25 protein-coding genes are annotated in these 26,102 nt (G+C 72.3%); 14 read left to right on the top strand and 11 right to left on the bottom strand.

The window, feature by feature from the left end; all coding sequences use genetic code 11:
- Nucleotides 1–24: 24 nt before the first annotated feature.
- Nucleotides 25–399, top strand: a complete 375-nt coding sequence (locus ACFY9E_RS06000) for a metalloregulator ArsR/SmtB family transcription factor (RefSeq protein WP_390979717.1) — start codon at nt 25–27, stop codon at nt 397–399.
- Complete coding sequence (locus ACFY9E_RS05995; protein WP_390979715.1) at nt 396–881, top strand: SRPBCC domain-containing protein; 486 nt, start codon at nt 396–398, stop codon at nt 879–881. The genes ACFY9E_RS06000 and ACFY9E_RS05995 overlap by 4 nt, the downstream gene beginning before the upstream one ends.
- A 9-nt stretch (nt 882–890) precedes the next feature.
- On the opposite strand, the gene ACFY9E_RS05990 is transcribed toward ACFY9E_RS05995, so the two are convergent.
- The 7 genes from ACFY9E_RS05990 to zapE all read right to left on the bottom strand — a co-directional run bounded on the left by ACFY9E_RS05990 (nt 891) and on the right by zapE (nt 8,252).
- Entirely contained in the window at nt 891–1,748 is an 858-nt protein-coding gene (locus ACFY9E_RS05990; protein ID WP_390979713.1) for a PPK2 family polyphosphate kinase, read from the bottom strand.
- A gap of 81 nt (nt 1,749–1,829) precedes the next feature.
- Nucleotides 1,830–3,212, bottom strand: coding sequence for an alkaline phosphatase PhoX (locus tag ACFY9E_RS05985; protein WP_390979711.1), 1,383 nt, complete (start codon nt 3,210–3,212; stop codon nt 1,830–1,832).
- A gap of 90 nt (nt 3,213–3,302) precedes the next feature.
- Nucleotides 3,303–4,187: an SPFH domain-containing protein gene (locus tag ACFY9E_RS05980; protein WP_390979709.1), complete on the bottom strand. Its 885-nt coding sequence runs from the start codon at nt 4,185–4,187 to the stop codon at nt 3,303–3,305.
- A 170-nt stretch (nt 4,188–4,357) separates the two neighbouring features.
- Nucleotides 4,358–5,848 carry a SulP family inorganic anion transporter gene (locus tag ACFY9E_RS05975; protein ID WP_390979708.1) on the bottom strand — a complete coding sequence of 497 codons (1,491 nt, stop codon included), beginning with the start codon at nt 5,846–5,848 and terminating at the stop codon, nt 4,358–4,360.
- 13 nt (nt 5,849–5,861) lie between these two features.
- On the bottom strand, nt 5,862–6,443 hold the full coding sequence (locus tag ACFY9E_RS05970; RefSeq protein WP_390979706.1) for a carbonic anhydrase: 582 nt from the start codon (nt 6,441–6,443) through the stop codon (nt 5,862–5,864).
- Nucleotides 6,444–6,524: 81 nt separating this feature from the next.
- On the bottom strand, nt 6,525–6,950 hold the full coding sequence (locus ACFY9E_RS05965; RefSeq protein ID WP_390979704.1) for a hypothetical protein: 426 nt from the start codon (nt 6,948–6,950) through the stop codon (nt 6,525–6,527).
- Between the two features lie 198 nt (nt 6,951–7,148).
- Nucleotides 7,149–8,252, bottom strand: coding sequence for a cell division protein ZapE (gene zapE / locus ACFY9E_RS05960; RefSeq protein WP_390979702.1), 1,104 nt, complete (start codon nt 8,250–8,252; stop codon nt 7,149–7,151).
- A gap of 37 nt (nt 8,253–8,289) precedes the next feature.
- Between zapE and ACFY9E_RS05955 the strand changes: the two genes are divergently transcribed.
- The 4 genes from ACFY9E_RS05955 to msrB all read left to right on the top strand — a co-directional run bounded on the left by ACFY9E_RS05955 (nt 8,290) and on the right by msrB (nt 11,784).
- On the top strand, nt 8,290–9,093 hold the full coding sequence (locus tag ACFY9E_RS05955; RefSeq protein ID WP_390979700.1) for a dihydrofolate reductase family protein: 804 nt from the start codon (nt 8,290–8,292) through the stop codon (nt 9,091–9,093).
- 252 nt (nt 9,094–9,345) lie between these two features.
- On the top strand, nt 9,346–9,819 hold the full coding sequence (locus tag ACFY9E_RS05950) for an indole-3-glycerol phosphate synthase (protein WP_390979698.1): 474 nt from the start codon (nt 9,346–9,348) through the stop codon (nt 9,817–9,819).
- Between the two features lie 151 nt (nt 9,820–9,970).
- Nucleotides 9,971–11,362, top strand: coding sequence for a UDP-N-acetylmuramate--L-alanine ligase (gene murC, locus ACFY9E_RS05945; RefSeq protein WP_390979696.1), 1,392 nt, complete (start codon nt 9,971–9,973; stop codon nt 11,360–11,362).
- Between the two features lie 14 nt (nt 11,363–11,376).
- The gene (gene msrB / locus ACFY9E_RS05940) at nt 11,377–11,784 is read left to right on the top strand and encodes a peptide-methionine (R)-S-oxide reductase MsrB (RefSeq protein WP_352120283.1); all 408 of its coding nucleotides are present in this window, start codon (nt 11,377–11,379) and stop codon (nt 11,782–11,784) included.
- Nucleotides 11,785–11,792: 8 nt separating this feature from the next.
- Here msrB and ACFY9E_RS05935 read toward each other — a convergent pair whose 3' ends face one another.
- Entirely contained in the window at nt 11,793–14,651 is a 2,859-nt protein-coding gene (locus ACFY9E_RS05935) for an ABC transporter substrate-binding protein (RefSeq protein ID WP_390979694.1), read from the bottom strand.
- Between the two features lie 1,000 nt (nt 14,652–15,651).
- On the opposite strand from ACFY9E_RS05935, the gene ACFY9E_RS05930 reads away from it, so the two are divergent.
- Complete coding sequence (locus tag ACFY9E_RS05930) at nt 15,652–16,590, top strand: Dyp-type peroxidase (protein WP_390979692.1); 939 nt, start codon at nt 15,652–15,654, stop codon at nt 16,588–16,590.
- A gap of 11 nt (nt 16,591–16,601) precedes the next feature.
- Here the strand turns inward: ACFY9E_RS05930 and ACFY9E_RS05925 are convergent, their stop codons facing one another.
- The 3 genes from ACFY9E_RS05925 to ACFY9E_RS05915 are packed head-to-tail and all read right to left on the bottom strand — an operon-like array spanning nt 16,602 to nt 19,121.
- Nucleotides 16,602–17,339: an FAD:protein FMN transferase gene (locus tag ACFY9E_RS05925; RefSeq protein ID WP_390979690.1), complete on the bottom strand. Its 738-nt coding sequence runs from the start codon at nt 17,337–17,339 to the stop codon at nt 16,602–16,604.
- 5 nt (nt 17,340–17,344) lie between these two features.
- Nucleotides 17,345–17,767: an FMN-binding protein gene (locus ACFY9E_RS05920; RefSeq protein ID WP_390979688.1), complete on the bottom strand. Its 423-nt coding sequence runs from the start codon at nt 17,765–17,767 to the stop codon at nt 17,345–17,347.
- 13 nt (nt 17,768–17,780) lie between these two features.
- Nucleotides 17,781–19,121: a ferric reductase-like transmembrane domain-containing protein gene (locus ACFY9E_RS05915; protein WP_390979686.1), complete on the bottom strand. Its 1,341-nt coding sequence runs from the start codon at nt 19,119–19,121 to the stop codon at nt 17,781–17,783.
- 152 nt (nt 19,122–19,273) lie between these two features.
- Between ACFY9E_RS05915 and ACFY9E_RS05910 the strand changes: the two genes are divergently transcribed.
- From ACFY9E_RS05910 to ACFY9E_RS05880, 7 genes are all read left to right on the top strand, one after another.
- The gene (locus ACFY9E_RS05910; RefSeq protein ID WP_390979684.1) at nt 19,274–19,972 is read left to right on the top strand and encodes a response regulator; all 699 of its coding nucleotides are present in this window, start codon (nt 19,274–19,276) and stop codon (nt 19,970–19,972) included.
- Complete coding sequence (locus ACFY9E_RS05905) at nt 19,969–21,426, top strand: ATP-binding protein (RefSeq protein WP_390979682.1); 1,458 nt, start codon at nt 19,969–19,971, stop codon at nt 21,424–21,426. The genes ACFY9E_RS05910 and ACFY9E_RS05905 overlap by 4 nt, the downstream gene beginning before the upstream one ends.
- 81 nt (nt 21,427–21,507) lie before the next feature.
- Entirely contained in the window at nt 21,508–22,632 is a 1,125-nt protein-coding gene (locus tag ACFY9E_RS05900; RefSeq protein ID WP_390979680.1) for an ATP-binding cassette domain-containing protein, read from the top strand.
- A complete protein-coding gene (locus ACFY9E_RS05895) occupies nt 22,629–23,333 on the top strand; it encodes an ABC transporter permease subunit (protein ID WP_390979678.1) in 705 nt (234 codons plus the stop codon). The genes ACFY9E_RS05900 and ACFY9E_RS05895 overlap by 4 nt, the downstream gene beginning before the upstream one ends.
- Nucleotides 23,330–23,995: an ABC transporter permease subunit gene (locus ACFY9E_RS05890; protein ID WP_390979676.1), complete on the top strand. Its 666-nt coding sequence runs from the start codon at nt 23,330–23,332 to the stop codon at nt 23,993–23,995. Before ACFY9E_RS05895 ends, ACFY9E_RS05890 begins: the two co-directional genes overlap by 4 nt.
- Before the next feature lie 78 nt (nt 23,996–24,073).
- A complete protein-coding gene (locus ACFY9E_RS05885; protein ID WP_390979674.1) occupies nt 24,074–25,030 on the top strand; it encodes a glycine betaine ABC transporter substrate-binding protein in 957 nt (318 codons plus the stop codon).
- 122 nt (nt 25,031–25,152) lie between these two features.
- A complete protein-coding gene (locus ACFY9E_RS05880) occupies nt 25,153–26,094 on the top strand; it encodes a hypothetical protein (protein WP_390979672.1) in 942 nt (313 codons plus the stop codon).
- Nucleotides 26,095–26,102 lie beyond the last annotated feature (8 nt).

The following is a 26,102-nucleotide window of genomic DNA, read 5'->3' as shown; positions in this document are numbered from 1 at the left end:
CGAGCGGGACTAACATACAACCAAATGGTTGTAGATGAGCTGAGCGACGAGACGGTGGACCGGCTGTTCCACGCCCTGGCCGACACCACGCGCCGGGACATACTGCGCCGCTGCGTGCGCGGCGAGCTGTCGGTGTCCCGGCTGGCCGAGTCCTACCCGATGAGCTTCGCCGCGGTGCAGAAGCACGTCGCGGTGCTGGAACGGGCGGGTCTGGTCACCAAGCAGCGCAGCGGACGGGAGCAGCTCGTGCGCACCGACCCCGACGCGGTGGGCCGCGCGCGACAGGCCCTGGACGCACTCGAGTCGGCGTGGCGCGGGCGGGTGGACCGCATGGCCCGGCTGCTCGCCGAGGACACCGGAACCGCAGAGAACGACCCGACGGAAGGACCCGGACGATGAGCGTCACCAGTGTCGACAAGGACCTCGACAACCTCACCCTCACCCTGATCGCCGACTTCGCCGCCCCGCTCGAGCGGGTGTGGCGGCTGTGGGCCGACCCCCGGCAGCTGGAGCGCTGGTGGGGCCCGCCGAGCTATCCGGCGACCGTGGAGGCGCACGACCTGACCCCCGGTGGGGAGATCGCCTACTTCATGACCGGCCCGGAGGGCGACCGGCATCGCGGCTGGTGGCGGATCACCTCGGTCAGCGAGCCGACCGCCCTGGAGTTCACCGACGGTTTCGCCGACGACGACGGCAAGCCCAAGACCGACATGCCGACCACGTCCGTGCGGGTGCGGCTCAGCGAGCACGAGGGCGGCACCCGCATGGAGATGCGCTCCCTGTTCGACTCCCGCGAGCAGATGGAGCAGATGGTCGCCATGGGCATGGAGGAGGGCCTGACGGAGGCCGTCGGCCAGATCGACGCCCTGCTGGCCGCCTGAGCGGACCGATCAGGGCTGCTCCAGCAGCCGTCTGCGGCACTCGTCCACGTCGAAGTCCGCCTCCGGATACCGCGGATCCAGCTCCTCGAAGTGCTCCAGGAGCAGGGTGCTGACCGCCCAGTTGCGGTACCACTTGTGATCGGCCGGGACCAGGTACCAGGGCGCGTACGAGGTGCCGCAGCGCCCCAGGGCGATCTCGTAGGCCTCCTGGAACGCGGGCCACAGGGCACGGTCGTCGATGTCGGAAGCGGCGAACTTCCAGTGCTTCTCCGGCTTGTCGAGGCGTTTGAGCAGCCGGCGGCGCTGCTCGCCGTAGGAGAGGTGCAGGAAGCACTTGACCAGGGTCACGCCGTCGTCGGCGAGCAACCGCTCGAAGCGGTTGATCTGCTCGTAACGCCGTGCGATCTCGGTGGCGGGTGCGAGCTCCCGGACGCGGGCGATCAGCACGTCCTCGTAGTGGGAGCGGTCGAAGATGCCCAGCTCGCCGTGGGTCGGGAGCGCCTGCTCCACCCGCCACAGGAAGGGGTGCGCGCGCTCCTCGGCGGTGGGCGCCTTGAACGCGGTGATCCGGCAGCCGGACGGGTTGAGCAGGCCGATGACGTGCTTGACCGTGCCGCCCTTGCCGCTGGTGTCCATGCCCTGCAGGACCAGCAGGACCCGGCGCCGGTCGCCCTTGGTGCTCGCCGCCCACAGCCGCTCCTGGAGGACGGCCAGCCGCTCGCCGACACGGTCCGTGGCGGCCCTGCCCGCCGCCTTGCCGTCCGGGCCGGCGGGGGTGGCGGCGGCGTCGTACCGGGTCAGGTGGACCGGTTGGCCCGGCGGGAGGCGGAGCCGGTCCCGCAGCGGGGTGCTGTCCTTGTGTGTCATCGGGCCCCCTTGAGGTCCTGTGCCTCTGGTTCGGCGGGACGCCGGGTCTCGCCGGCGTCCCGTCCGGCAACTGAGCGCCGGCTAGCGGCGCCAGGGGCCCGTCACCGCGAACGTGGTGCCGGGCGTGTAGCAGTTGACGTACATCGTGTCGCCGTCGGGCGAGAAGGTCACCCCGGCGAACTCGCCCCACTCGGGCTCCTGCTCGGTGCCGATGTTCTGCCGGTTGCGGGCCATCGCGTAGACCTCGCCCCGCCTGGTGACACCGAAGACGTGCTGGGCGCCGTTGCCGTCCTCGCACACCATGAGTCCGCCGCTGGGCGCCAGGCAGATGTTGTCCGGCGACTCGCCCGGCAACTGCACATCGGTGTCCGGGCCGAACACGATCACCAGGGTGAGCCGGCGGCGCTCCGGGTCGTAGCGCCAGACCTGCCCGAAGTGGTCGGCGGCCGAACCGTCCGAGCGGCGGGCGAAGGACGACACGAAGTACACCGACCGGCCGCCCCAGTAGCAGCCCTCCAGCTTCTGGGCGTGCGTGATGCCCCCGCGGCCGAAGTCCTGGAACCGGATCGGCGTCTGTGCGGCCTGCGGGTCCGGGACGTCCACCCACTCGATGCGGTCGAACTCGGCGCCGACGTCCTGGACGGAGGACAGGTCCGGCACCCCCGGCACGCGCATGGCCTGGAGCCGGCCGCCCGCGCGCAGCGAACCCCGTCCGCCCAGCGGGCGCTCCGGCAGAAAGCGGTAGAAGAGGCCGAAGGGCTTCTCGAAGGCGTCCTCGGTCTCGTACACCACACCCCGCCGGGGGTCGACGGCGATCGCCTCGTGCGCGAAGCGGCCCATCGCCGTCAGCGGCACGGCCCCGCTGCGGTGCGGGTCGGCCGGGTCGACCTCGAAGATGAAGCCGTGGTCCTTGGTGTAGCCGTTGGTGCCGGCCTTGTCCTCGGTCTCCTCGCAGGTCAGCCAGGTGTCCCAAGGGGTGGGGCCGCCCGCGCAGTTCACGGCCGTACCGGCGATCGCGACGCGTTCCGACCGGACCCGGTTGTGGGAGTCCAGCGTCAGCGCCGTACAGCCGCCCTTGGCGGCCGGGTCGTAGGTGAGACCCTCGACGGCCGGGACCGGCACCTTGCCGTTGGCGCGGTTCTCGTGGTTGCGGACCAGGTGGACACGGCCGCCTCTGCCCGGGAAGGCCGACATGCCGTCGTGGTTGGAGGGGACCTTGCCCTCGCCGGAGCGGAGTTCGTCCCCCTCGCGGGAGAGGATCCGGTAGTGGAACCCCTCCGGCAGGTCGAGGACGCCCTCGGGGTCGGGGACGAGCGGGCCGTAGCCGGTGCGGCCGAGGCCCTGAGCGGCGGCGGTGCCGGCGAAGAGTTCGGACAGGGCGCCGGAGAACGCGATCCCGACGCCCAGGGCGCCCGTTCCGGCGAGCATCTGACGTCGTGTGGCGGAGCGACCGGATGCGGTCATGGGGAAACCTTCCTGCTGGCGGACAGGAACTGTGATCCCGCTGTGTCTATCACCTGGTGCGGGCGGCGGGAACCACGCGCGTAGCGCGGGTCACTGCTCGACCGCGCGCCGCAGCTGCTCCATGGCCTCTTCGGCCTGTTCCGTACGGTCGACGGCGCCCTCCGCCAGTTCCGCCCGGTCCGCCGCCTCGGCGTGTCCCGCGCTCTGCGCGGGGGGCTGCTGGCCCCGCTCCAGGAACCGCAGCAGCTCCACCGGGATGGGCAGGACCAGCGTGGAGTTCTTCTCCGCCGCCACCGCCATGACGGTCTGCAGCAGCCGGAGCTGGAGCGCCGAGGGCGTGTCGGCCATCTGCTGGGCGGCCTGGGACAGCTTCTTGGAGGCCTGGTACTCGGCGTCGGCGTTGATCAGCCGGGCCCGCCGCTCCCGGTCGGCCTCCGCCTGGCGGGCCATGGAACGCTTCATGGTGTCCGGCAGGGAGACGTCCTTGATCTCCACGCGGTCGATGGTCACGCCCCACTCCACGGCCGGGCTGTCGATCATCAGCTCCAGGCCCTGGTTGAGCTTCTCCCGGTTGGACAGCAGGTCGTCCAGCTCGCTCTTGCCGATGATCGAGCGCAGCGAGGTCTGCGCCATCTGCGAGACGGCGAAGCGGTAGTCCTCGACGTTGACGATCGCGGCCGCCGGGTCCACGACCTTGAAGTACACCACCGCGTCGACCCGCACGGTCACGTTGTCGCGGGTGATGCCCTCCTGGGCGGGGATCGGCATGGTCACGATCTGCAGGTTGACCTTGCGCATCCGGTCCACCGCGGGGACGACGAGAGTGAAGCCGGGCCGCCGCACCTCCCCGTGCAGCCGCCCGAGCCGGAAGACGACGCCGCGCTCGTACTGCTTGACGACCCGCGCCGCGGAGGCCAGATACACCAGTGCCCCGGCGCCGGCCGCGACCACCACACCGACCAGCTCTTCGACCATGCCGACCTCCCCGTTCAGAGGTCCGAAATCTTCGCCTTCTGTAACGATATGCCCGGATCGCGGTGCGGGGCCACGCCCTGCGGGCCGGGGCGGAACGGGAGCGGACGCGAGTGGTCCGGGGCGCGCAGCCGGCGCGCCCCGGACCGGGGATCGGGTGGGTCGGCCGTCCGCTAGGCGGCGGTGACCTTCTCCGTCGGGGCCCCGACGGGCTCCGTGACCTTCACCGGCTCGGTGCCCGTCGCACTGTGCCGCGCGGCCCAGTTCTCCAGGGCCGTCCGGCAGGCGTGGTCGAGGTGGTGCAGGCCCGAGAGGTCCAGCACGACCGGGCGGTCCTGCGGCAGGCCCTCCAGGTTGTCGAGGATCTTCGGCAACCGCAGGAAGGTCGCGTTGCCGGACAGGTACGCCTGGATCGGGCCGGCGCCCTTGTCGATGATCTCGAGCTTGATGTGCGAGGCCTCCCAGGCGGTCTTCACGACCGACAGGGCCAGACCGATGAGCACGCCCTCGAACATGTTCACCGCGACGATCGACACCGCGGTGACGACCAGGATCAGCGCTTCGCCCTTGTGCTCCCGCCACAGCGCCGTGATCTGGCTGAACGGGATCAGCTTCCAGCCGGCGTGCACGAGGATGCCGGCCAGGGCGGGGATCGGTATCAGCGCCAGGGCCCACGGCATCGCGGCGGCGAACAGCAGCAGCCACACGCCGTGCAGCACACGCGACGCCTTGGTCTTCGCGCCCGCGTTGACGTTGGCGGAGCTGCGCACGATCACCGCGGTCATCGGCAGCGCGCCGAGCAGACCGCACAGGGTGTTGCCCGCGCCCTGGGCGACCATCTCCTTGTTGTACTCGGTGCGCGGACCGTCGTGCAGCCGGTCCACGGCCGCCGCGCTGAACAGGCTCTCCGCGGAGGCGATCAGCGCGAAGGCGATGATGGTGCCCCAGATGGCCGGGTTGGCCAGCTCGCCGAAAGCCTCGGCCCCGGGCGGCTGGATGACGCCGAGCAGACCCTCCACCTGGACGGTGGCGACCGGCAGGCCGAAGGCGAGCACGGCGACCGTGGCCAGGATGACCGCGGCGAGGGCGCCGGGCACGGTCTGAACCGCCTTCGGCAGCTTCTTCCACAGCACGATGACGGCGATGGTGCCCGCGCCGATCGCGAGGGAGGCCAGGGCCTCGGTGCTGCCGAGCGCGTCGGCGAACGCCCCGGGCAGGCCCGCGATCTTGCCGAGACCGGACTCCGGGGCCTTCAGGCCCGCTGCCGCGTAGATCTGCCCGGCGATGATCACCAGACCGATTCCGCAGAGCATGCCCTCGACGACGGAGACGGAAATCGCCCTGAACCAGCGGCCTATCCCGAAGAAGCCCATGGCGAGCTGGAGCAGCCCGGCGAACAGCACGATCACGCCGAGCGTGGCCACCCCGAACTCGCTGACGGCCTCGAAGACCAGCACGGTCAGGCCGGCGGCGGGCCCGGAGACCTGGAGGCTGCTGCCGCGCATGAGCCCGGTGACGATCCCGCCCACGATGCCGGTGATCAGGCCCAGCTCCGCGGGAACGCCGGATGCGACCGCGACGCCGACGCACAGCGGTACGGCGACCAGGAAGACGACGATGGAGGCGAGGAAGTCCTGCCTCAGGTAAGGGAACTTCGACAGCATGGTCACCAGCCCCTCAGAGCGTCTCGAAGGTGTCGGATTCCGCGCGGTGTTCCCGCACGACGCCGGTGTGGACCTCGTAGTACCAGCCGTGCAGATGGAGTTCGCCCGCGTCGAGGCGCTTTTCGACGCACGGGTAGGAACGCAGCCGCAGCAGCTGCGTCAGCACGTGGTTCTGCACGGCCTCGGCGACGGTCGGGTCGGCCGGGTCGGAGCACTTGGGCTCGTCGGCGGCACGCGCCAGCCAGTCACGCACCGCCGGTACGGCGGCGAGGTCGTCGCCCCGGACCACCGCGCCCACGGCGCCGCAGTGCGAGTGGCCGCAGACCACGATCTCCTTGACGCCGAGGACCTCCACGGCGTACTCGATCGTGGCCGCCTCCGATGTGGGGTGCTCGAAGGAGTGCGGGGGAACGACGTTGCCCGCGGTGCGCAGCTCGAAGAGCTCGCCGGGACGGGCGCCCGTGATCAGGGCCGGTACGACCCTGGAGTCGGAGCAGGTGATGAACAGGACGTCGGGGGACTGACCCTCGGCGAGGTGGGCGAACTCCTCAGGGCGCTGTCCGAAGGTGCGGGCGTTGTCGATGAGGGGTTGCATGAGTGTGGTGACTCCTCCTGGCGCGCAGTGGGGGCGCGTCGGACGGGCATGACAAGGGGTGGGGGGAAACCGCTCCGCTGCTCAGCAGCGGTAGACCTGAAGTGCCGCCGGGGTGTGCGACGTCGAGGATCTCGAGGTGCGGTGATGCGCGGCGGCGGGTCCGGCCGCTTCCGGTGTCGTCGGCAGGATGTGCCTGTGCAGCGGCCGTTCGGGCGCCGTGGGCGCCGAGGCGGTGTGGGACCGGTCGCGGGTGCGCAGGGGACCGGTCGGGTCCCCGTGGTGTCCGGCGCGGCAGGTCGCCGTCTCGTCGCGCAGAGCCTTCCCGAGGAGCTTGTGGCCGGGGCGCGAGGACTTTCCGGAGGGCTTCGTACCGGGCTGAGCGTTGGCCTCGGCTTGACCGTGCGTATGCGCGGAAGCGAAGGACGCGGTCGGTGCGAAGAGCTGGAGGGCGAACAGGGCGGCGGCGATGACCGAAACCACGGTCCGTACCGTCGTACCTCGGAACATGCGCCCCCCTTCAGGTGATTGACACGTCTAGTGCTGACCAACACTTGGTCAACGACTGGTCAAGAAACACGTTAACCCTGCAACGTCGTTTGCAGGGTTAACTTAACGTTTCAAGCTGAAGAGAGCCTGAAAACCGTAGGTGGGCTGGCCTGAACAGGCCCTGCCCACCGTCCGGTCGGCGCGGTAATAAGGTTGTGGTTACCGGACGTCCACCAGCTTGCCCGCGTCACGGGCGAGGGCGGTGAGCCGGGAGATGGCCCTGAAGTACTTCTTGCGGTAGCCGCCGTTCAGCATCTCGTCGCTGAACAGCTGGTCGAAGGGCAGGCCCGAGGCGAGCACGGGCACCTCGCGGTCGTAGAGCCGGTCCGCGAGGACGACGAGCCTGAGGGCCGTCGACTGGTCGGGCACCGGCCGCACCCCGGTGAGGCACACGGCCTTCAGTCCGTCCGTCAGAGCGCCGTACCGGCTGGGGTGGACCCGGGCGAGATGCTCCAGGAGGGGCGAGAACGCGTCGAGGGACGCGCCCTCGGTGGCGTGCGCCGCCTTCGTCACCTGTTCGTCGGAGTAGGGCGGCGGTGCCTCGGGCAGGCCGCGGTGGCGGTAGTCCTCGCCGTCGATGCGCAGGGCGCGGAAGTGGGCCGACAGGCCCTGGATCTCACGCAGGAAGTCGGCCGCGGCGAACCGGCCCTCGCCGAGCTTGCCGGGCAGCGTGTTGGAGGTGGCGGCCAGCGCCACGCCCGCGTCGACGAGTCTGCCGAGGAGCGTGGAGACCAGGACGGTGTCGCCCGGGTCGTCGAGCTCGAACTCGTCGATGCACAGCAGGCGGTGACCGGACAGCGTCCGGACCGTCTGCTGGAACCCGAGGGCGCCGACCAGGTTCGTCAGCTCCACGAACGTGCCGAAGGCCTTGAGCGCGGGCTCGGCCGGGGTGGCGTGCCACAGGGACGCGAGCAGGTGGGTCTTGCCGACGCCGTAGCCGCCGTCGAGATAGACGCCGCGCGGGCCGGCGGGGGCCTTCTTCGCCGCCTTGCCGAAACCGAACAGCCGCCGCTTGCCGGAGCCCGTGGCCGCCTCGGAGCCGAGGCCCGCCGCGAAACCCTCCAGGACCCGGACGGCCTCCGTCTGGCTGGGCTGGTTCGGGTCGGGGAGGTACGTGCTGAAGCGGACGGAGTCGAACCGCGGCGGCGGCACCATCTCGGCGACCAGCCGGTCCGCGGGCACATGCGGCTCGCGGGCGCACAGGGACAGCGGGGCCGGGTCGGCTATGGGGCCGGTTCCGGAGGGGACGGGGGAAGAGGACACGGTTCACCATGCTACGGGGCGTGGAACACTGCACGGCATGCGACGTCTGTTCCCTGTGACCGATGAAACAGCAGCTCCGGCCCCGGGCGGCGGGTCCGGTGGGGACGCCGGACGGGAGTGGAGTCTGGACGAACTGGCCGCCGCCTACGCCTACCCCGAGCCGGGGCCCGCAGGCCCGGTGCCGTGGCTGCGCGCCAACATGGTGTCCACGCTGGACGGGGCCGCCCAGCACGACGGCCGTTCGCAGCCCATCTCCAGCGCCACCGACATGCGGATCTTCGGCACCCTGCGGGCGCTCGCGGACGTCGTGATCGTCGGCGCCGAAACGGTGCGCAAGGAGGGGTACCGGCCGGCCCGCGCGCGGGAGGACTTCGCGGCGATGCGGGAGGCGGCCGGGCAGCGGCCCGCACCCGCGATCGCCGTGGTCACCGCCGGCCTCGACCTGGACTTCTCGCTTCCGCTGTTCACCTCGCCCCTGGTGCCCACCCTGATCCTCACCGGCGCCGCGGCCGCCCCGGACCGGGTCGCCACCGCGCGGAAGGCGGGCGCCACGGTGGTGACCGCAGGGGACGGCATCGGTGTCGATCCCGCCCGCGCCGTCCGGGCCCTCGCCGACCTCGGCCACACCCGGTTGCTGACCGAGGGCGGCCCGCGGCTGCTGGGCCAGCTGGTCGCGGCCGGTGTCCTCGACGAGCTGTGCCTGACCGTCTCCCCGATGCTCACGGCGGGCGACGCGCAGCGCATCGCCGGGGGGCCGGCGGTCACGGTCCCGCACCGCTTCGCACTGGTGTCGATGCTGGAGGAGGACGGTTTCCTGTTCACGCGCTACGGGCGTGCCTGACGTACTGAACCACCGGTCGCGGGGTACAAGGTGTCGACGGTCGGACCGTCACACCGGCTGGTTCGTCCGGATACGGGGCCAAGGTCGCCGCAGGTCCGTTCATCATCGGAATGTGCCATTCCGTTTGGTGTGCGGAGGGCACACTGGGTCCGGCACTACCCGTGCGAACACGGGGCAGGATGGTTTCCGCAGGGCCCGGCGCGGCCTGCGGAGGAGCGGGGCCACGGGCCCCCGGAGCAGAAGGGGCGCCTGGTGTTCACCAGCGTATTGATGATCGAGAAGGCGCTGACGTCCGCCGACGTGGAGTTCGTCACCACCTTGCACGGCGAGGAGCAGGTCTCCTTCCAGGTGCTGCTGCAGCCGCGCGGTGAGCAGGCTGATCGTCTGCTGCGGGCCATCGACGACGTGGCGCTCGGCGAGCTCGACGAGGCCGTCCGCGAGGGGGAGACCCCTGAGGGCGAGGAGGCGCTGACCGTGGGGCAGCGGGCCCTGGAGGTGTCACTCGCCGCGCTGCGCGCCTCCGGCAGTGCGGCGGAGGGGCGGCTGATCGAGGATCACCCGCTGGACGCGCTGAAGTCCCTGGTGCAGGAGGTCGGGGCGGACGAGGTCATCGTGCTGACCGACCCCCACTACGTGGAGGAGTTCTTCCACCGCGACTGGGCCTCCCGGGCCCGGCACAAGGTGGGGGTGCCGGTGCTGAAGCTGTTCTCGCACAGCAAGGCGTGATGCCGGGCCGTGATGTCCGTCGGGTGCGGGCCGCTCGGGCCGCCCGTGGCTGCTCGCGCGGTTCCCCGCGCCCCTGATGGGCATGGCAGCCCGGCGCACGCAATAGGCTTGGCCCCGCTCACCCTCGTCACCCGAACTTGGAGACACACACATGGCAGCCGGCCTTCCTCCCGCCATGGACCGACCGCACTTCATCGGGATCGGTGGGGCCGGGATGTCGGGGATCGCGAAGATCCTTGCGCAGCGCGGGGCCGCTGTGGCGGGCAGCGACGCCAAGGAGTCGGCCACGGCCGAGGCGCTGCGGGCGCTGGGCGCGACCGTGCACATCGGGCATGCCGCCGAGCACCTCGCCGATGACGCCAGCTGTGTGGTCGTGTCGTCGGCGATCCGGCAGGACAACCCCGAGCTGGCCCGCGCGGCCGAGCTGGGCATCCCCGTCGTGCACCGCTCCGACGCGCTCGCCGCGCTGATGGACGGGCTGCGGCCGATCGCCGTCGCCGGGACGCACGGCAAGACGACCACCACGTCGATGCTGGCGGTGTCGCTGAGCGAGCTGGGCCTGAAGCCCTCGTACGCGATCGGCGGCGACCTGGACGCGCCCGGCTCCAACGCGCTGCACGGCGAGGGCGAGATCTTCGTCGCCGAGGCGGACGAGTCGGACCGCAGCTTCCACAAGTACGCGCCCGAGGTCGCGATCGTCCTCAACGTCGAGCTCGACCACCACGCCAACTACGCGTCCATGGACGAGATCTACGAGTCGTTCGAGACGTTCGTGGACCGGATCGCCGAGGGCGGCACGCTGGTGATCGCCGCCGACCACGAGGGCGCGCGGGAGCTCACGCGCCGCGTCCGGGCCCGCGACGTGACCGTGGTGACGTACGGCGAATCCGAGGACGCCGGCGTGCGCGTCCTGTCCGTCGTGCCGCAGGGGCTGAAGAGCGAGGTCACCGTGGTGCTGGAGGGTGAGGAGCTGACCTTCACCGTCTCCGTGCCCGGCCGGCACTACGCGCACAACGCGGTCGCCGCGCTGGCGGCGGGCGTGGCGCTCGGTGTCCCGGCGGCCGAGCTGGCCCCGGCGATCGCTGCGTACACGGGCGTCAAGCGGCGGCTCCAGCTGAAGGGCGAGGCCGCGGGCGTGCAGGTCATCGACTCCTACGCGCACCACCCCACCGAGATGACCGCCGACCTGGAGGCCATGCGCGCGGCGGCCGGAGACGCCCGGATCCTGGTCGTCTTCCAGCCGCACCTCTTCTCGCGCACGCAGGAGCTCGGCAAGGAGATGGGCCGGTCCCTCGCCCTCGCGGACGCCTCGATCGTGCTGGACATCTACCCGGCCCGCGAGGACCCGATCCCGGGTGTGACGAGCGAGCTGATCATCGAGGCGGCCCGGGCCGCGGGCGCGGACGTGACCCCCGTGCACGACAAGGCGGACGTCGCGTCGGTCGTCGCGGGAATGGCGAAGCCCGGGGATCTCGTTCTCACCATGGGAGCGGGCGACGTCACCGACCTCGGCCCGCTGATCCTGGACCGTCTGTCGAACTGAGGGGCTGGAGGCTCATGCCGTACGACGTGGAGAAGCCGGACGAGCAGTGGCGCGCGGAGCTGTCCCCGGGGGAGTACGCGGTCCTGCGGCAGGCGGCCACCGAACCCGCCTTCACCGGTGAGTACACCGACACCAAGACCCGGGGCGTCTACTCCTGCCGCGCCTGTGGCGCGGACCTGTTCACCTCGGACACGAAATTCGAGTCCCACTGCGGCTGGCCGTCGTTCTTCGACCCCAAGGACACCGACGCGGTGGAGCTGATCGAGGACCGTTCGCACGGCATGATGCGGACCGAGGTGCGGTGCGCCCGGTGCGGCTCGCACCTCGGGCACGTGTTCGCGGGCGAGGGGTATCCGACGCCCACGGACCAGCGGTACTGCATCAACTCGATCGCGCTGCGCCTGGCCCCCGAGGAGGGCTGAGGCGCCGCTCAGCGGATGCGGCACTCCTTCCGAGTGAGGGGTGCCGTGTTTCCCGCGGCGCGCCGGCACACCTCGTGCGGTGCGGACGTGCCGTCGGGGGCGCGGCTGACCTCCTTGAGGACGATGCTGTGCCCGGTGCGGTCGCCGTACAGCGGGGCGCCCGTGAAGTCGATGGTGCCGGTGGCCATCCCCTCGATCTTGACGTTGCGCAGATTCACCCAGGTCGAGGCGCGGCTCTGCGGCCGGTCGTCGCGGGTGGCCGCCCAGAACAGGGCGCGGGTCGCGTCGTGGGCGAGGGCGGTCTGGCCGCTGGCCAGGGCGGGGCTGTCGTAGCGCAGACTGCGGCCCCGCATCCCGGGCAGGTGCTGGGCGGCGTCCAGGTAGAAGCCCGTTCCGGTGGCGGCCTCGTGCAGCTCCGCGAGGGCCGCGTGGTACAGCGTGACCTTCGGCGCGACGGACTGGCCGCCGCCGGCGAAGTCGGCCTTGGACAGGTCGTCGCCGGTGAGGATGGCCAGGGGCTTGCCGGCGCAGCCCGGCTCGGTGCCCAGCTGGGTCATCAGGGGGTCGATGTCCTCCACCCGGCCCGCGAAGTAGATCACGGAGGGGACCCGCCCGCCCCGGCAGATCTCCTGGGCGTGCGAGCGGAGTTCGGGCTTGCCGCCCCTCAGGGTGTAGCGGCGCTGGTCGAGCAGGCTGAAGCCCTGCCGTCGCAGCATCCGCTGGCCGTAGCGCGCCTGCTCGTCGGTGTAGAGGTCGTCGGTCCTCGCCGTGTCACGGGCCAGCACGAGGGCGTACTGCCGCCGTCCCGGGGTGCGCAACTGGGCGGCGATCAGACCGAGTTGCCGGGTCTGCCACTCGTCCGTGGCGGCCAGGCTGAACCAGTTGGCGAACTCGCGGGGCAGATAGGTCGCGGAGTTCGTGCCGGAGACGACCGGCAGGCCGGCCTCCATCAGGGTGCGGGTCGTGGCCCGGCTCGACTTCAGGTCACGGCCGGTGCCGACGACCCCCACCACGGTCGGGTCGTGGGCGGCGTACGCGGCGATCGCCTCGGCCATCTCCTCCTGGTGGCCCAGGTCCACACCGCCGTTGGCGATCAGGACGCGCAGCTTCACGCTGGAGTTCTCGTTGACGACGGCCTGCGCCAGGTACACGCCCGCCAGCTCCTCGGCGCCCTTCACGAGGGAGGAGCCGGCCGCGGCGTCGGCGCTGAGCGGACCGGCGTAGACGACGGTGACGTACCTGCCGGCGTGGCCGGCGAGGACGTCCTCGTTCTGCCGGGCGATGCGGTCCTCCAGGTCGGCCACCGTCCAGGGGGTGTGGTCGTCGGCCGTGAGCGCCTTGACGTCGTCGCGGGGCTCGGGCGCGGGCAGCCAGTCGGCGAAGCGGACGTCGTCCGTCGCCACGCCGATGCACTCCGTGCGGCCGTCGGGTGCCGCCTCGCGCCGGGTGTCGCGGTTGGCGGTCAGCACGGACGCCGAGCAGTACCGGTCGTGCAGGGCGTCGGCCCGCATGACGGTGCCCGCGGCCAGCAGGGCGATCACCAGGACCAGGGTGTGCAGGGCCCACACCAGCCGGGCGGGCGTCGGCCGGGTGGAGGCCCGCAGATGGTGGCGGCCCTCCTCGACCGGGCCGAGCTGGTCGTGCGGCAGCGGGACCTTCATCACCCACGGCAGGACGGAGCGTTCCCGGCTGGGCGACTGCTCGGCGCGCAGGTTGCGGCCCCACTCCCGGTACCAGGTGCGCAGCCGGACGCCGAACGTGGGCGGCGCCGCCTCGGGCGCGGGCGCCGTCCGGACGACGCTGCGCTCCAGGCGCGGCACGTCGTGCGTGCGCACCGCGGCCACCACGAGCAGCGGATCGAGCTCGCTGCGCCGGCTGCGGACGTCGCTGATGGCCCGGATCAGTTCGATGCCGCCGTTGCGGTCGTCGGCGTGGGGCAGGAACAGCATCGGCGGGCGCGGCCGTTTGAAGCCGCGCAGGTCCCAGCTCCAGCGGCGGTGGTTGTCCCGCAGGTCCTCGCGCAGCGCCAGCACGTACAGCTGGAGGTGGAAGTCGCCGCCCGCCGTGAGCGCCTCGGCCACGTCGTGGGCCCGGGCCGCGATCGCCTTCCAGGAGCGCACCGGCCGCAGCAGCGAGACCTCGGTGGGCTCCTCCTGGTCCGCAGCCCTCAGGAAGGTCGTCGTCATGAACCAGCGGCTCTCGCGGCGCAGCCACAGGAAGATCGGCGCCCGCCCCGGCAGGGCGTAGTTGAGGACCGTCAGCACCAGCAGGAAGACGAGACCGGAACCGACCGCCACGTACCACTCGCTGCGGGCCAGCAGCGCGGCGAGCACGGTCACGAGGCTCGCCGGGAGGATGTGCGCCATGTCGAACAGCGGCAGGCCCGAGCGCCACCGCGCGGTGTTCTTCGGCCGCCAGCGCTGCTGCGCCAGCTCGTTCAGCAGCCGCTGCCGCTGGTCCTGCCCGGCCTCGGGGCTGCCGGGGGCGGGCGTCGGCCAGGTGTCGCCGAGGGCCGCCACCGCGTCGTCGATGGCGTGCACCAGCCGCAGCCGCGGGAACGCGTAGCGCCGGTAGACCGCCTTCGGGCCGCCCCACTTCCTCGGGTCGCCGAGTGCCCGCACCAGGGCCGCGGCCCGCCGCACCTCGGTGGAGCCCTCGTACGCATCCTGCGTCACCGCGCAGCGCGTGCCGTGCGCCTCCTGGCCCGCGTACAGCTGCCGGACCAGGCCGGCCACCGCGTCGTCGTCCCGGTCCTCCTGCCCGTGCACGACGAACACCGGCATCGGCGGTTCGGTGCTCCGGCGGAAGTCCTGGATGAGGATCTCGAGCTGGTTCTGCAGGAGGCGCCCGGCGTCGCTCTCCGGCATGCCGTCATGCCCTCCGGGGCACTCCGGCGGCGTGCGATCGGCGTTCACCATGGGCAACCCCCGTTAACCTTCGGTGACCTACGAGGCTAACCGGTGCGGGTGGTGTGGGAGTGGGTGACGGGCGAACTCCTGTTTCGTCCCGGTCGTCGACGCCGCCCGCCCGCGACCCTCCAGGCTCGCGTCCCGCACCCCGGCCGGCTTCCGGACGCCGAGCTGCCCCCCCCTGCTGGTCGTGCCCGCCTGCCGCCGACGACTCCGTCCTCGACCGGCTGCGTGCCTGCGCCCGGGCCGGCGGCCATCTCGTCCTCGGCCCGCGCACCGGCTACGGCGACACCGAGGCCCGGGCCCGCACCGGCCTCCAGCCGGACCGGCCGGCCGAGGCCGCCGGGGTGACGTACGACGAGTTCGGCAACCTGCGGGACCCGCTGTCCGTCACCGGCACGGACTCCCTCCCCCTCCCGCCCGGCGCGCACGCCCTGCACGGGACGCACGGGCTGTCGCCGCGGGGCGCCGAGCCCCTGGCGGTCTACGAACCCGCACTTCGGCCGCCGGCCCGCCGCCACCACGCACCGCCACGGCGCCGGACGCGTCACCTACGTCGGCACCGTGCCCGGCCCGGCCTTCGCCCGCGCCCTGTCAGCCGCTACGCCCCGGACGGCCTCCTGAGCCCCGCCCACCCGAGCGTCACGGCGACCTCGGCGACCGCCCGGGACCGCCGCCGCCGGGTGCGCTTCCCGCACAACTGGTCGTTTGACGACGGTGTCCGTGCCGGTGCCCGCCCCCCCCGCGGGACGTGCCGTCGGACACCCTGTACGCCGACGCGGTGCCGCTCGGACCGTGGGGCGTGAAGGTGCTGCGGCCGGAGCAGTCGGCCGGCCTTCCCCCGCGCGTGGGGAGTTCCGGCCGCCTGTTCGCTGGGCATCGTGTCAGGGGCGTGGGCCGCGCCGTCCCGGAGGGGGAACGGGCGGGCCGTGCCGCCCGGGCGAAGGGATGAGAAGCCATGACGTCACCGCTGCCCTCGGAAGAGACGCTGCCCCAGCCGGTGCTCAACCCACCGGCGTCGGTCGCGGTGTTCCTGGTCGCCACGATCGAACCCGGCGGGGAAGGCGCCGTACGGGAGGTGCTGGGGTGCCTCGCGGGCCTGGTGCGGTCCGTCGGCTTCCCCAGCCCCGACGGCGGCCTCGGCTGCGTCGCCGGGGTCGGGTCCCGGGCCTGGGGCCGGGTGTTCGGCGGTCCGCGGCCCGCCGAGCTGCACCCGTTCCGCGAACTGGCCGGCCCGCGGCACCACGCCCCGTCCACCCCCGGGGACCTGTTCTTCCACCTCAGGGCCGCCCGCACCGACCTGTGCTTCGCGCTGGCCGCCGAGCTCCTGCGGCGGCTGCGCGGCGCGGTCACCGTACGGGACGAGACGCAGGCCTTCTCCTACTTCGACTCGCGCAACCTGCTCGGCTTCGTCGACGGCACCGAGAACCCGGTCGGGCAGGCCGCGGCGGACGCGGCGCTGGTCGGCGCCGAGGATCCCGGCTTCCGGGGCGGCAGTTACGCGCTGGTGCAGAAGTACCTGCACGACGTGGACGCCTGGGACGCCCTCGCCGTCGAGGCGCAGGAGAAGATCATCGGCCGCACCAAGCTCACCAACCTCGAACTGGACGCGCCCGGTTCGCACAAGGACGTCAACACCGTCCTCGGCCCCGACGGCGCGGAGCAGCGGATACTGCGGTCCGCGATGCCGTTCGGCAGGCCCGGGCACGGCGAGTTCGGCACGTACTTCGTCGCCTACGCGCGCACGCCCGCGATTCCCGAGACGATGCTGCGCACGATGTTCCTGGGCGGGCCGGGCTCGGGGCCCGACCCGCTGCTGGACTACTCGCGGGCCGTCACCGGCAGCCTGTTCTTCGTCCCCCCGGCCGGCTTCCTGGAGGACCTGCCCGGCAGCTGACCGGCGCCGGCTCACGCCGCCGCGACCCCACCGGCCACCGCCCGCGGGAACCCCGCGCTGCGCAGTACCCGTCTCCCCGCGTCCACCGCGAACACCTCGCAGTTCTCGCGGGCCGCCGCCCACTCGACGCCCTCCGCGCCCAGCGCGAACGCGGCCGTGGCGACGGCGTCGGCCTCCGTCAGGGTCGGGGCCACGACGGTCATGCTGAGGAGGCCCGTCGCGGGGCGGCCGGTGCGGCCGTCGAGGATGTGGTCGCCGCGTTCGTAGCGGGCGGAGGTCGCCACCGCCCGGTCCGTGACGTCCAGGACCGCGCACAGCCGGTCGGCGTGCTCGGGGTGCCGTACGCCGACGCGCCAGGGGCCGCCGGAGGCGATCACGTCGCCTCCGGCGTTGAGGCAGAACCGCCGCGCCCCGGACGCCGACAGCAGCTCCGCTGCCTTCTGCACCGACCAGCCCTTCACCACGGCGCAGGGGTCGAGGCCGCGGCCGGGCAGACGGACGTCGAAGGCGCCCCCGGTCGCGATCCGGTACTCCTCGCACAGGTCCAGGACCTCCCGCAGCCCTGGAGTCGGCTCACGCACCTCGCCCCGGTCCAGCCGGGACACCTCGCTGTCCGGGCGGAACGGGCTGAACCGCGCGTCGACCTCGCGCAGCCAGGCGAACAGGCCGTCCACCGGTGCCTCGGGGAAGTCCTCGTCGTCGATCCGTACCGACACCGGGAACCCCATCACGTGCTCGACGCGCCGCATTTGCCTCAGCCCCTCGCGTCGATGGCGGCCTGGAGCGACTCCTTGTAGCCGTCGCTGGTGATCGTGGCGCCGGACACCGTGTCGATGTCGGCGCTCTGTGCCCGCAGGGTCTCCTCGATCAGCTTCGGCACGGCGGCCGTGGTCTGTGGATGGTCCGGCTGCCGCAGCATCCGCACCGAGGCGATCTCGTCGCCCTCGAAGGTGACCTGGACCTGCACCGGGCCCTTCTCGGTGTCGACGGTGGACCCCGACACGACCGTGGTCGTGGTGCCGCCGGGCCCCGCGGACGACGACACCGAGGGCGTCGACGCCGGGGCGGAGGCCTCCGTGGCTGCGGGCGACGACCCGGTGTCGTGCGACGGGGCGTAGCGCCAGACGGGGATCAGGCCCGCGACGCTCAGGACGAGGACGGGCAGGGCTCGCTTCACGACGGTCTCCTCGTCATCCGGCCAGGCTGAAGCGTTCGAAGTGGGTCTGCGACGACGGCACGCCCAGCTCGCGCAGGCTGCCGAGCACCGCGTTCATCATCGGCGGCGGACCGCACAGGTAGACGTCCCGCCCGGCGATGTCCGGCACCAGCCGGGCCAGCTCCCGCGGCGCCAGCCGGTCCGGCACGGGCGGGCCCGTGACCAGGTGCAGCTCGGCGCCCTTGGCGAGCGCGAGGTCGCGCAGTTCGTCGTGGAGGACGGCGTCCCGGTCCGTGGCGACCCGGTAGATCACGACCGCGTGGCCGTGCAGTTCCTCCAGCAGCGCCCGGATCGGCGTGACACCGACGCCACCGGCGATGAGCACGGCGTCCGGGCGCGTGCGGTGCAGGGCGGTGAAGGCGCCGTAGGGGCCCTCCGCGAACACGCGCGTGCCGACCTTGAGATGCCGCAGGGCCGCGCTGCCGTCACCGGCCCGCTTGACGGTCAGGCGGAGCGTACGGCCGTCGGGGGCGGCGGACAGCGAGAACGGGTTCGCCTGCCACCAGCGGTCCCTCGTCAGGAACCGCCACAGGAAGAACTGCCCGGCCCGGGCGGGCAGCCGGTCCAGGTCGCGGCCGGTGACGTAGACCGAGACCACGTCGTCGTTCTCCGGGACGACGGCCGTCACCCGCAGCCGGTGCCGCAGGTTGCGCCACAGCGGCAGCACCAGCCGGCCGGCGCACACCGAGGCCAGGGCCACGCCCCACACGCCGTACCAGTAGGCCGTCGCCACCGGTGACGAGGTGAACGTGGTCCCGGCCGCGACCTGGTGCGTGAACGCCAGGACCACCGCCACGTAGGTGTACAGGTGGATGAAGTGCCAGGTCTCGTAGGCCAGCCGGCGCCGGGCGTAACGGGCCGAGACCGCGCCGACCACGATGAGGACCGCCAGGGCGACGATCGCCCGGAGCACGCCCTCGACCGTCTCGGCGAGATCCACCAGCTGGTTCACCGGGTCCAGCGACGAGGCCCGCGCGTAGCCGAAGACGATGAACACGGCGTGCGCCGACAGCAGCCACAGCACCGAGAAGCCCGTCCAGCGGTGCCAGGACGTCAGCCGGTCCATGCCGATCCGCCGGTCGAACCACGGCAGCCGCGCCACCAGCAGCAGCTGGAACGCCATCAGCAGCGCCGAATACAGCCCTGCCAGCCGGCCCAGCACGATCAGCGCGTTCGAGGCGAAACCGGCCTGCACGAAGAAGACGGCCACCACGACCGCGTTCGTCAGCAGCACCGCGTACAGGCCGGTGCGGCCCACCACTTCGGGCCGCACGCCAGGGCGGGTCGCCCCGGGAGGTTGCTGGAGGGTCGTCACGGTCGGCAGCTCCTTGATCGGATCCTGGGACACCGAGCTTGGCGCGGGGGAGCTGTCGGGAAGCTGTCGCTCAACTTTCAAGTGTTTATCGATCCCGCGGCGAGGGGGTGCGCGGCTATGGCGGCACGGGACCCGTGCAGCACTATGAGCTCGTGGAAAAAGTACGACTTCTCGTCGTCGACGACGACCCGCCCATCGCCGACCTCGTCGCGACCGTCGCCCGCTACGAGGGCTGGGACGCGGTCACGGCGTACACCGGCGAGGACGCGCTGCGGCGGGCCGCCGAGTTCCACCCGGACATCGTGGTGCTCGACCTGATGCTGCCCGGCGTGGACGGCTTCGGCGTCCTGGATCGGCTGCGCGCCTCCGGCACGATGGTGCCGGTGGTCTTCCTCACCGCCCGCGACGGCGTCGCCGACCGGGTCGCCGGCCTCACCCGGGGCGGCGACGACTACCTGGTCAAGCCGTTCGCCGTGGAGGAGCTGATGGCCCGGCTGCGGACCGTGCTGCGGCGCAGCGCCGGACCCGCCTTCCAGCGGTCCGTGCTCCAGGTCGGCGACCTGACGATGGACGAGGACACCCGCGAGGTGCGGCGCGGCGACCGGCTGCTGTCGCTGACCCCGACCGAGTACGAGGTGCTGCGCTACCTGATGCGCAAGTCGCCCACCGTGCTCACCAAGGCGCAGATCCTCGACCACGTGTGGGAGTACGGCTTCGGTGGCCGCTCCAACGTCGTCGAGCTGGTCGTCAGCCGGCTGCGCCGCAAGCTCGACGAGACCGACGACGGCGGCGTGCCGCTCATCCACACCGTGCGCGGGTTCGGGTACGTGCTGCGCCAGGCCGCCGAGTGATCGCCCGGCTGCGACGGGCCTACCGCGGGATGCGGCTCGGCACCCGGCTGGCCCTCGGCCTCGGCGCCCTGTCCCTGGTGGTGTTCGCCGTCGTCGGCACGGCCCTGACCACGTACATGCGGGACTATCTCTCCGCCCAGCTCGACACGCAGCTGGCGCAGGCCCAGATCGCGCAGTCCAAGAGCATCGCGGACTACGGCACCCTCTCCGGCAAGAAGTACTACAGCTGGTTCTACGCCGTGTACGACGTGTCGGACGGCACGCCCGAGCTCCGCAGGCCCGAGGACCCCGCCGATCTGCCCCGGGACGTCGACGACTTCACCTCCCTGGCCCGGGCGCAGACCGCCGCGCACACCGAACTCCTGCGCACCGAGCACCTCAAGGGCGCCGGCTCCTACCGGCTGCGCGCCTGCCAGGTCGAGCCCGGCGTGGTCCTGGTCAGTGCCGCGCCCCTGGAGGACATCGAGGACACCGTCGGGCAGCTGATCACCATCCAGGTCGTCACCTTCGCGCTCGCGCTGCTCGCGCTGGTCGTCTTCGGCCGCCGCATGCTGCGCCGCGGCCTGAAGCCGCTCAGCGACATGGCCTCCACCGCGCACGGCATCGCCTCGCACGACCTGACCGAGTCGGCGGCCCGGCTGCCGCTGCGCGCCGACGGCCGGGACGGCGGGCCCGAGGTGGACGAACTGCGCACGGCCTTCAACACGATGCTGGAGCACATCGACGACTCCCTCGCCGTGCGCGCGGAGGCTGAGCAGCGGCTGCGCCGCTTCGTCGCGGACGCCTCGCACGAGCTGCGCACCCCGCTGATGTCGGTGCGCGGTTACGCCGACCTCTTCCAGTACGCCGCCGCCAACGCCCCCGAGGAACGCGACCGGCACCTGGCCCGGCTGCGCGCCGAGGCCGCCCGCATGGGCATCCTCCTGGACGACCTGCTGTTGCTCGCCCGGCTGGACGCGGCGGAGGTGGAGGCGCCGCTGCGTCTTCAGGACGCCGATCTGGTGGAGTTGGTGGGGCAGGCCGCGGACGCCTTCCGGGCGGGCCGCCCCGGCCACCCGCTGACCGTCCTCGTGGGCTCGGGCCCGGTGCGGCTGCCGATGGACCCGCTGCGCATCCGGCAGGTCGTCGACAACCTCCTGACCAACGCCGCCGTGCACACCCCGGCCGGCACGAAGGTGTCGGTGGAGGTGGCCCTCGCGCCCGGCGCGGCCGAGGTGCGGGTCGCCGACACCGGACCGGGCATCCCGCCCGGCGACCTGGCCCGCGTCTTCGACCGGTTCTACCGCGTCGACAAGGCCCGCAGCCGCGACCGCGGCGGCAGCGGCCTCGGCCTGGCGGTCGCCCGGTCCCTGGTCCGCGCCCACGGCGGCCGCATCGAACTGAACAGCGCACCGGGGGCGACGGTGTTCACCGTGCGCCTGCCCGTGGAGGGTGCACGCCCTGCGGACCGGTGAAAGGCGCCCTCTAGACTCGTCCGGAAAACAGCCCGTACGACCCTGGCCAACGCTTCCGCCAACCCGAAGGGCTCCGGCGCCTTGATACGGATCGAATCAGTCACCAAGCGCTATCCGGACGGCACGGTGGCTGTCGACCGGCTCTCCCTGGAGATACCCGACCGCTCGATCACCGTCCTCGTCGGACCCTCGGGCTGCGGCAAGACCACCACCCTGCGGATGATCAACCGGATGGTCGAACCGAGCGAGGGAACGATCCTCCTCGACGGCGAGGACATCCAGCGCCGGCCCGTCACCACCCTGCGCCGGTCCATGGGGTACGTCATCCAGAACGCCGGTCTCTTCCAGCACCGCACGATCATCGACAACATCGCCACCGTGCCCCGCGTGCTCGGCTGGGGCAAGCAGAAGGCGCGGGCACGGGCGGCCGAGCTGATGGAGCGCGTGGGCCTCGACGCCGCGCTCGCCAAGCGGTACCCGTACCAGCTGTCCGGAGGCCAGCAGCAGCGCGTCGGCGTGGCCAGGGCGCTCGCCGCCGACCCGCCCGTGCTGCTCATGGACGAGCCGTTCTCGGCGGTCGACCCGGTCGTGCGCAAGGGGCTTCAGGACGAACTGCTGCGCATCCAGGACGAGTTGGGCAAGACCATCGTCTTCGTCACCCACGACATCGACGAGGCGATCAAGCTCGGCACGATGGTCGCCGTGATGCGCGAAGGCGGACACCTCGCCCAGTACGCACCCCCCGCCGAGCTGCTGTCCAGCCCCGCCGACGCCTTCGTCGAGGACTTCCTCGGGGCCGACCGCGGCATCCGGCGGCTGTCGTTCTTCCCCTCCGCCGAACTCCCCCTGACGAGCGACCCGGTGATCCCGGTGGACGCCACCGCCGAGCAGATCGCCGCCTCCGACGCCCCCTGGCTGCTCGTCACCGACGCCGAGGGAAGGCCCCTCGGCTGGGCCGAGCCGCACGACCTGACCGCCGGCGACCTCGACCCCGGCCGGCTCCTGCCGCACGGACGGCCGTTCGTCCCCGGCACCGACTCCCTGCGGGCCGCCCTCGACTGCGCCGTGCTCTCCCCGGCCGGCTGGGCCGTCGCCGTGGACGACACCGGGCGGGTGACCGGCGTGGTCTCGCAAGCGACCATCGGCGAGGCGATCCGCAGCGCCCACGCCGCCGGCCGGGCCGACGAGGCCAAGGTCGCGTCGTGAACGGCTTCTTCGACATCCCGAGCGACCTCCAGCACAGCTACGCCGGACTGATCGGACTCCATCTGCGCGAGGCCCTGCTGCCGGTGCTCGCCGGGCTGCTGCTCGCGCTGCCGCTCGCCCAGCTCTGCGTCCGGTTCCGCTGGCTGTACCCGCCCGTGCTCGGCGCCACCACCATCCTCTACGCCGTCCCGTCGCTGGCCTTCTTCGTGGTCCTCATCGACTACACCGGGCAGACCGAACTGACCGTGATGATCCCGCTGGCCGTGTACAGCCTCGTGGTGCTCGTCCCGGCCATCGTCGACGGGGTGCGGTCCGTGCCCCAGGAGACCCTGGCCGCGGCCACCGCCATGGGGTTCGGACCCGTACGCCGTTACCTCCAGGTGCAGTTGCCCATCGCGGTGCCCGCCATCATCGCCGGGCTCCGGGTCGCCACCGTCTCCAGCATCTCCCTGGTCAGCGTCGGCACCCTCATCGGCAACCAGGGCGCCCTCGGCAACCTGCTCGCCGACGCGCAGAAGTACGACCGTCCCGAACTGGCCGTGAACTCCGTGCTCACCACGGCCGTCCTGGCCATCCTGTGCGACGCCCTGCTGGTGCTGCTGCGCGTGGCGCTGACCCCCTGGATGCCGAGCGGCGGTACCCGCAGGCGCCCGAAGACAGCGCGGCAGCCCCTGCCCGCCCCCCAGGACGTGACCCGGTGAACGTACTGAACTTCGTCAACGCCTTCTTCAGCGACAGCGCCCACTGGCGCGGCTACGACGGCATCCCGCAACGCCTGCTCGAACACCTCCAGTACTCGGCCCTGGCCCTGGCCCTCGCCGCCGCGATCGGCCTGCCCGTCGGCCTGCTGACCGGGCACACCGGGCGGGGCGGCAACGCCCTCGCGTTCATCGCCACCGCCGCCCGCGCGCTGCCCAGTTTCGGCCTGCTGGTGCTGATCGTCATCCTGATGGGCTTCGGCCTGCTGCCCGTGATGATCCCCCTGGTCGTGCTCGCCGTGCCGCCGATCCTCGTGACCACCTACGAGGCCGTCCGCACCGTCGATCCGTCCCCGGTGGACGCCGCCCGCGGCATGGGCATGCACGAGTCGCGGATCCTCTTCCAGGTCGAACTGCCGGTCGCGCTGCCGCTGATCCTCAGCGGTCTGCGCTCGGCCGCCATCCAGATCGTCTCGACGGCCACCATCGCCGCGTACGTCAGCCTGGGCGGCCTCGGCCGCTACATCGTCGACGGGCTCTACCAGCGCGACTACGAGAAGGTCGTCGGCGGCGCCACCCTGGTCGCCGTCCTGGCGCTCGTCACGCTGGCGCTGTTCTGGGTGGCGGGCCGGGTGGCCGTGTCGCCGGGGGTGCGCAGACGCTGAGACCGGACCTCGGGTCTGTAACAAACCGTGACCAAGGCGCTCTTGACTGATCATAAAGCGGCTGGATTGGATCGTTGAATGACTTCTACCGCGAAGAGCAGCAGGTCCAGGACGAGGCACACCGGCGCGGCGGCCGTCGCGCTCACCGCCGCGGCGGCGCTGCTCGCGGGCTGTTCGTCCGGCGACTCCTCCGACAACCCCCTGGCGGGCGAGAAGGCGAAGGCCGGCACCGTCGTCGTCGGCTCCAACAACTTCGCCGAGAGCACCCTGCTCGCCGACATCTACGGCGAGGCGCTCAAGGCCAAGGGCCTCAAGGTCACCTACAAGCACAACATCGGCAGCCGTGAGACGACGTACGGCCTGATGAAGAACGGCTCCGTCACCGTGCTGCCGGAGTACAACGGCTCGCTGCTGGCCTACCTCGACCCCAAGGCCGAGCAGAAGTCCGCCGAGGCGGTGAACGCGGCCGTCAAGGCCAAGCTCGACAAGAAGCTGACGGTCCTTCAGTCGTCGCCCGCCGAGAACAAGGACTCGGTCACCGTCAACGCCGAGACCGCGAAGAAGTACAAGCTCACGTCCTCGTCCACCCTCGCCGACCTCAAGGAGGCCGCACCGGACCTGGTGATCGGCGGTTCGCCCGAGTTCCAGACCCGGCAGCAGGGCCTGAAAGGCCTGAAGTCCGTGTACGGCCTGGAGTTCAGCTCCTTCAAGGCGCTCGACGCGGGCGGTCCGCTGACCCAGGCGGCGCTGGCCAGGAACACCGTCCAGGCCGCGGACATCTTCACCACGGATCCGACCATCGTGAAGGAGAAGTTCGTCGTCCTGAAGGACCCGGAGAACCTCTTCGGATTCGCGAACGTGACCCCGATGGTCAACAAGAGCGGCCTCTCCCAGAAGGGTGTCGACGCGCTCGACGCGGTCTCCGCCGAGCTGGACACGAAGACGCTCCTGGAACTCGACACGCAGGTGCAGCTCGAGAAGAAGGACCCGCTGGACGTGGCGACGGCGTGGCTGAAGTCGGCCGGCCTGGCCTGAGCCGGCCGCCCGTCACGACGGGATGACGGGCCGGGCCGGATTTCGCAGGGGATCGAACGCGGGCCGGTGGTGGGGCGTCACAGGGACGGGACCACCCGGCACCGCGACTCCCTGGGAGAGCCATGCGTACCGACAGGACACGAACCGCCCGTCTTCTGCTCGTCCTCGCCCTGTCCGTCACCGGAGCCGGTGCCGCCACGGGCTGCGGCTCGACCGAGGCCGGCGGCGGCGAGCCGGACCGGCGGCCGCCGTCGCAGGACCGGCCGACACAGGACAGCCCGTCGCAGGACCGCGCCCGCCAGGTCGCCGACGCCTGGGACGGCTCCCGGGCGGCCGCACAGTGGCACTTGGGCTACCACCCCGTGGCGCCGGTCGTCCAACTGCCCGCGGAGGGCCTGCGCGGCGAGGACCGGCGCGCCTACGCGACCGGCAACTTCGACCTGAGGGCACCCCTTCCCTCCGCCCGCGGCGCAAGCGGCCGGGTGACGTGGCGGGACGGAGGCGCGCTCACCAGGCCCCTCATGGCGGCCGACCGGGCCTACCGGGCCCTGGACCGCGACAGCAGCCCCGGCCCCCGACTGACCGTCACCAGGGGAGAGTTGGGGAACATGACCGTGCTCACCGCCCGCGGGCCGGCGACCGTCCCGGCCTGGCTGTTCACTCTGGAGGGCTACGCCAGTCCGCTGAAGAGGGCCGCGGTGAGCCCCTCCGGACTGCCCAGGCCGCCGATCGGGCCGCTCGGACAGGACGTGCCCACCGATGTGCTGGCGCCGCTCGGCGGCCTGATGAAGGTGGCGCAGGACGGCCGGTCCGTCACCGTGGTGGCGCACCACGGTTCCTGTGACGACGGCCCCGTCGTGGCGGCGCTCGAAACGAACGGGAGCGTGGTGTTGTCCGCCGCGGTGACGGGCGTCAACGACGGTCCCTGCACGGACGACCTGCGCGGCGAGAAGGTGACGGTGACGCTGGACCGGCCGGTCGGCGACCGCATCGTCCTGGACGCGTTCACGGGCCGCCCGGTGCCGTACACCGAGCAGCCCGGCGCCGCTCCCCGCCGCGGCTGAACCGTTCC

Source organism: Streptomyces sp. NPDC012466 (assembly GCF_042955215.1).
Classification (GTDB): Bacteria; Actinomycetota; Actinomycetes; order Streptomycetales; family Streptomycetaceae; genus Streptomyces.
This window is presented reverse-complemented; position numbering and strand designations above follow the sequence as displayed.

Bases quoted from the DNA above. Each gene is read 5' to 3' on its own strand.
- ACFY9E_RS06000 (WP_390979717.1), top strand. From the start codon at position 25: ATGGTTGTAGATGAGCTGAGCGACGAGACGGTGGACCGGCTGTTCCAC.
- ACFY9E_RS05995 (WP_390979715.1), top strand. From the start codon at position 396: ATGAGCGTCACCAGTGTCGACAAGGACCTCGACAACCTCACCCTCACC.
- ACFY9E_RS05990 (WP_390979713.1), bottom strand. From the start codon at position 1,748: ATGACACACAAGGACAGCACCCCGCTGCGGGACCGGCTCCGCCTCCCG.
- ACFY9E_RS05985 (WP_390979711.1), bottom strand. From the start codon at position 3,212: ATGACCGCATCCGGTCGCTCCGCCACACGACGTCAGATGCTCGCCGGA.
- ACFY9E_RS05980 (WP_390979709.1), bottom strand. From the start codon at position 4,187: ATGGTCGAAGAGCTGGTCGGTGTGGTGGTCGCGGCCGGCGCCGGGGCA.
- ACFY9E_RS05975 (WP_390979708.1), bottom strand. From the start codon at position 5,848: ATGCTGTCGAAGTTCCCTTACCTGAGGCAGGACTTCCTCGCCTCCATC.
- ACFY9E_RS05970 (WP_390979706.1), bottom strand. From the start codon at position 6,443: ATGCAACCCCTCATCGACAACGCCCGCACCTTCGGACAGCGCCCTGAG.
- ACFY9E_RS05965 (WP_390979704.1), bottom strand. From the start codon at position 6,950: ATGTTCCGAGGTACGACGGTACGGACCGTGGTTTCGGTCATCGCCGCC.
- ACFY9E_RS05955 (WP_390979700.1), top strand. From the start codon at position 8,290: ATGCGACGTCTGTTCCCTGTGACCGATGAAACAGCAGCTCCGGCCCCG.
- murC (WP_390979696.1), top strand. From the start codon at position 9,971: ATGGCAGCCGGCCTTCCTCCCGCCATGGACCGACCGCACTTCATCGGG.
- msrB (WP_352120283.1), top strand. From the start codon at position 11,377: ATGCCGTACGACGTGGAGAAGCCGGACGAGCAGTGGCGCGCGGAGCTG.
- ACFY9E_RS05935 (WP_390979694.1), bottom strand. From the start codon at position 14,651: ATGCCGGAGAGCGACGCCGGGCGCCTCCTGCAGAACCAGCTCGAGATC.
- ACFY9E_RS05930 (WP_390979692.1), top strand. From the start codon at position 15,652: ATGACGTCACCGCTGCCCTCGGAAGAGACGCTGCCCCAGCCGGTGCTC.
- ACFY9E_RS05925 (WP_390979690.1), bottom strand. From the start codon at position 17,339: ATGCGGCGCGTCGAGCACGTGATGGGGTTCCCGGTGTCGGTACGGATC.
- ACFY9E_RS05885 (WP_390979674.1), top strand. From the start codon at position 24,074: ATGACTTCTACCGCGAAGAGCAGCAGGTCCAGGACGAGGCACACCGGC.
- ACFY9E_RS05880 (WP_390979672.1), top strand. From the start codon at position 25,153: ATGCGTACCGACAGGACACGAACCGCCCGTCTTCTGCTCGTCCTCGCC.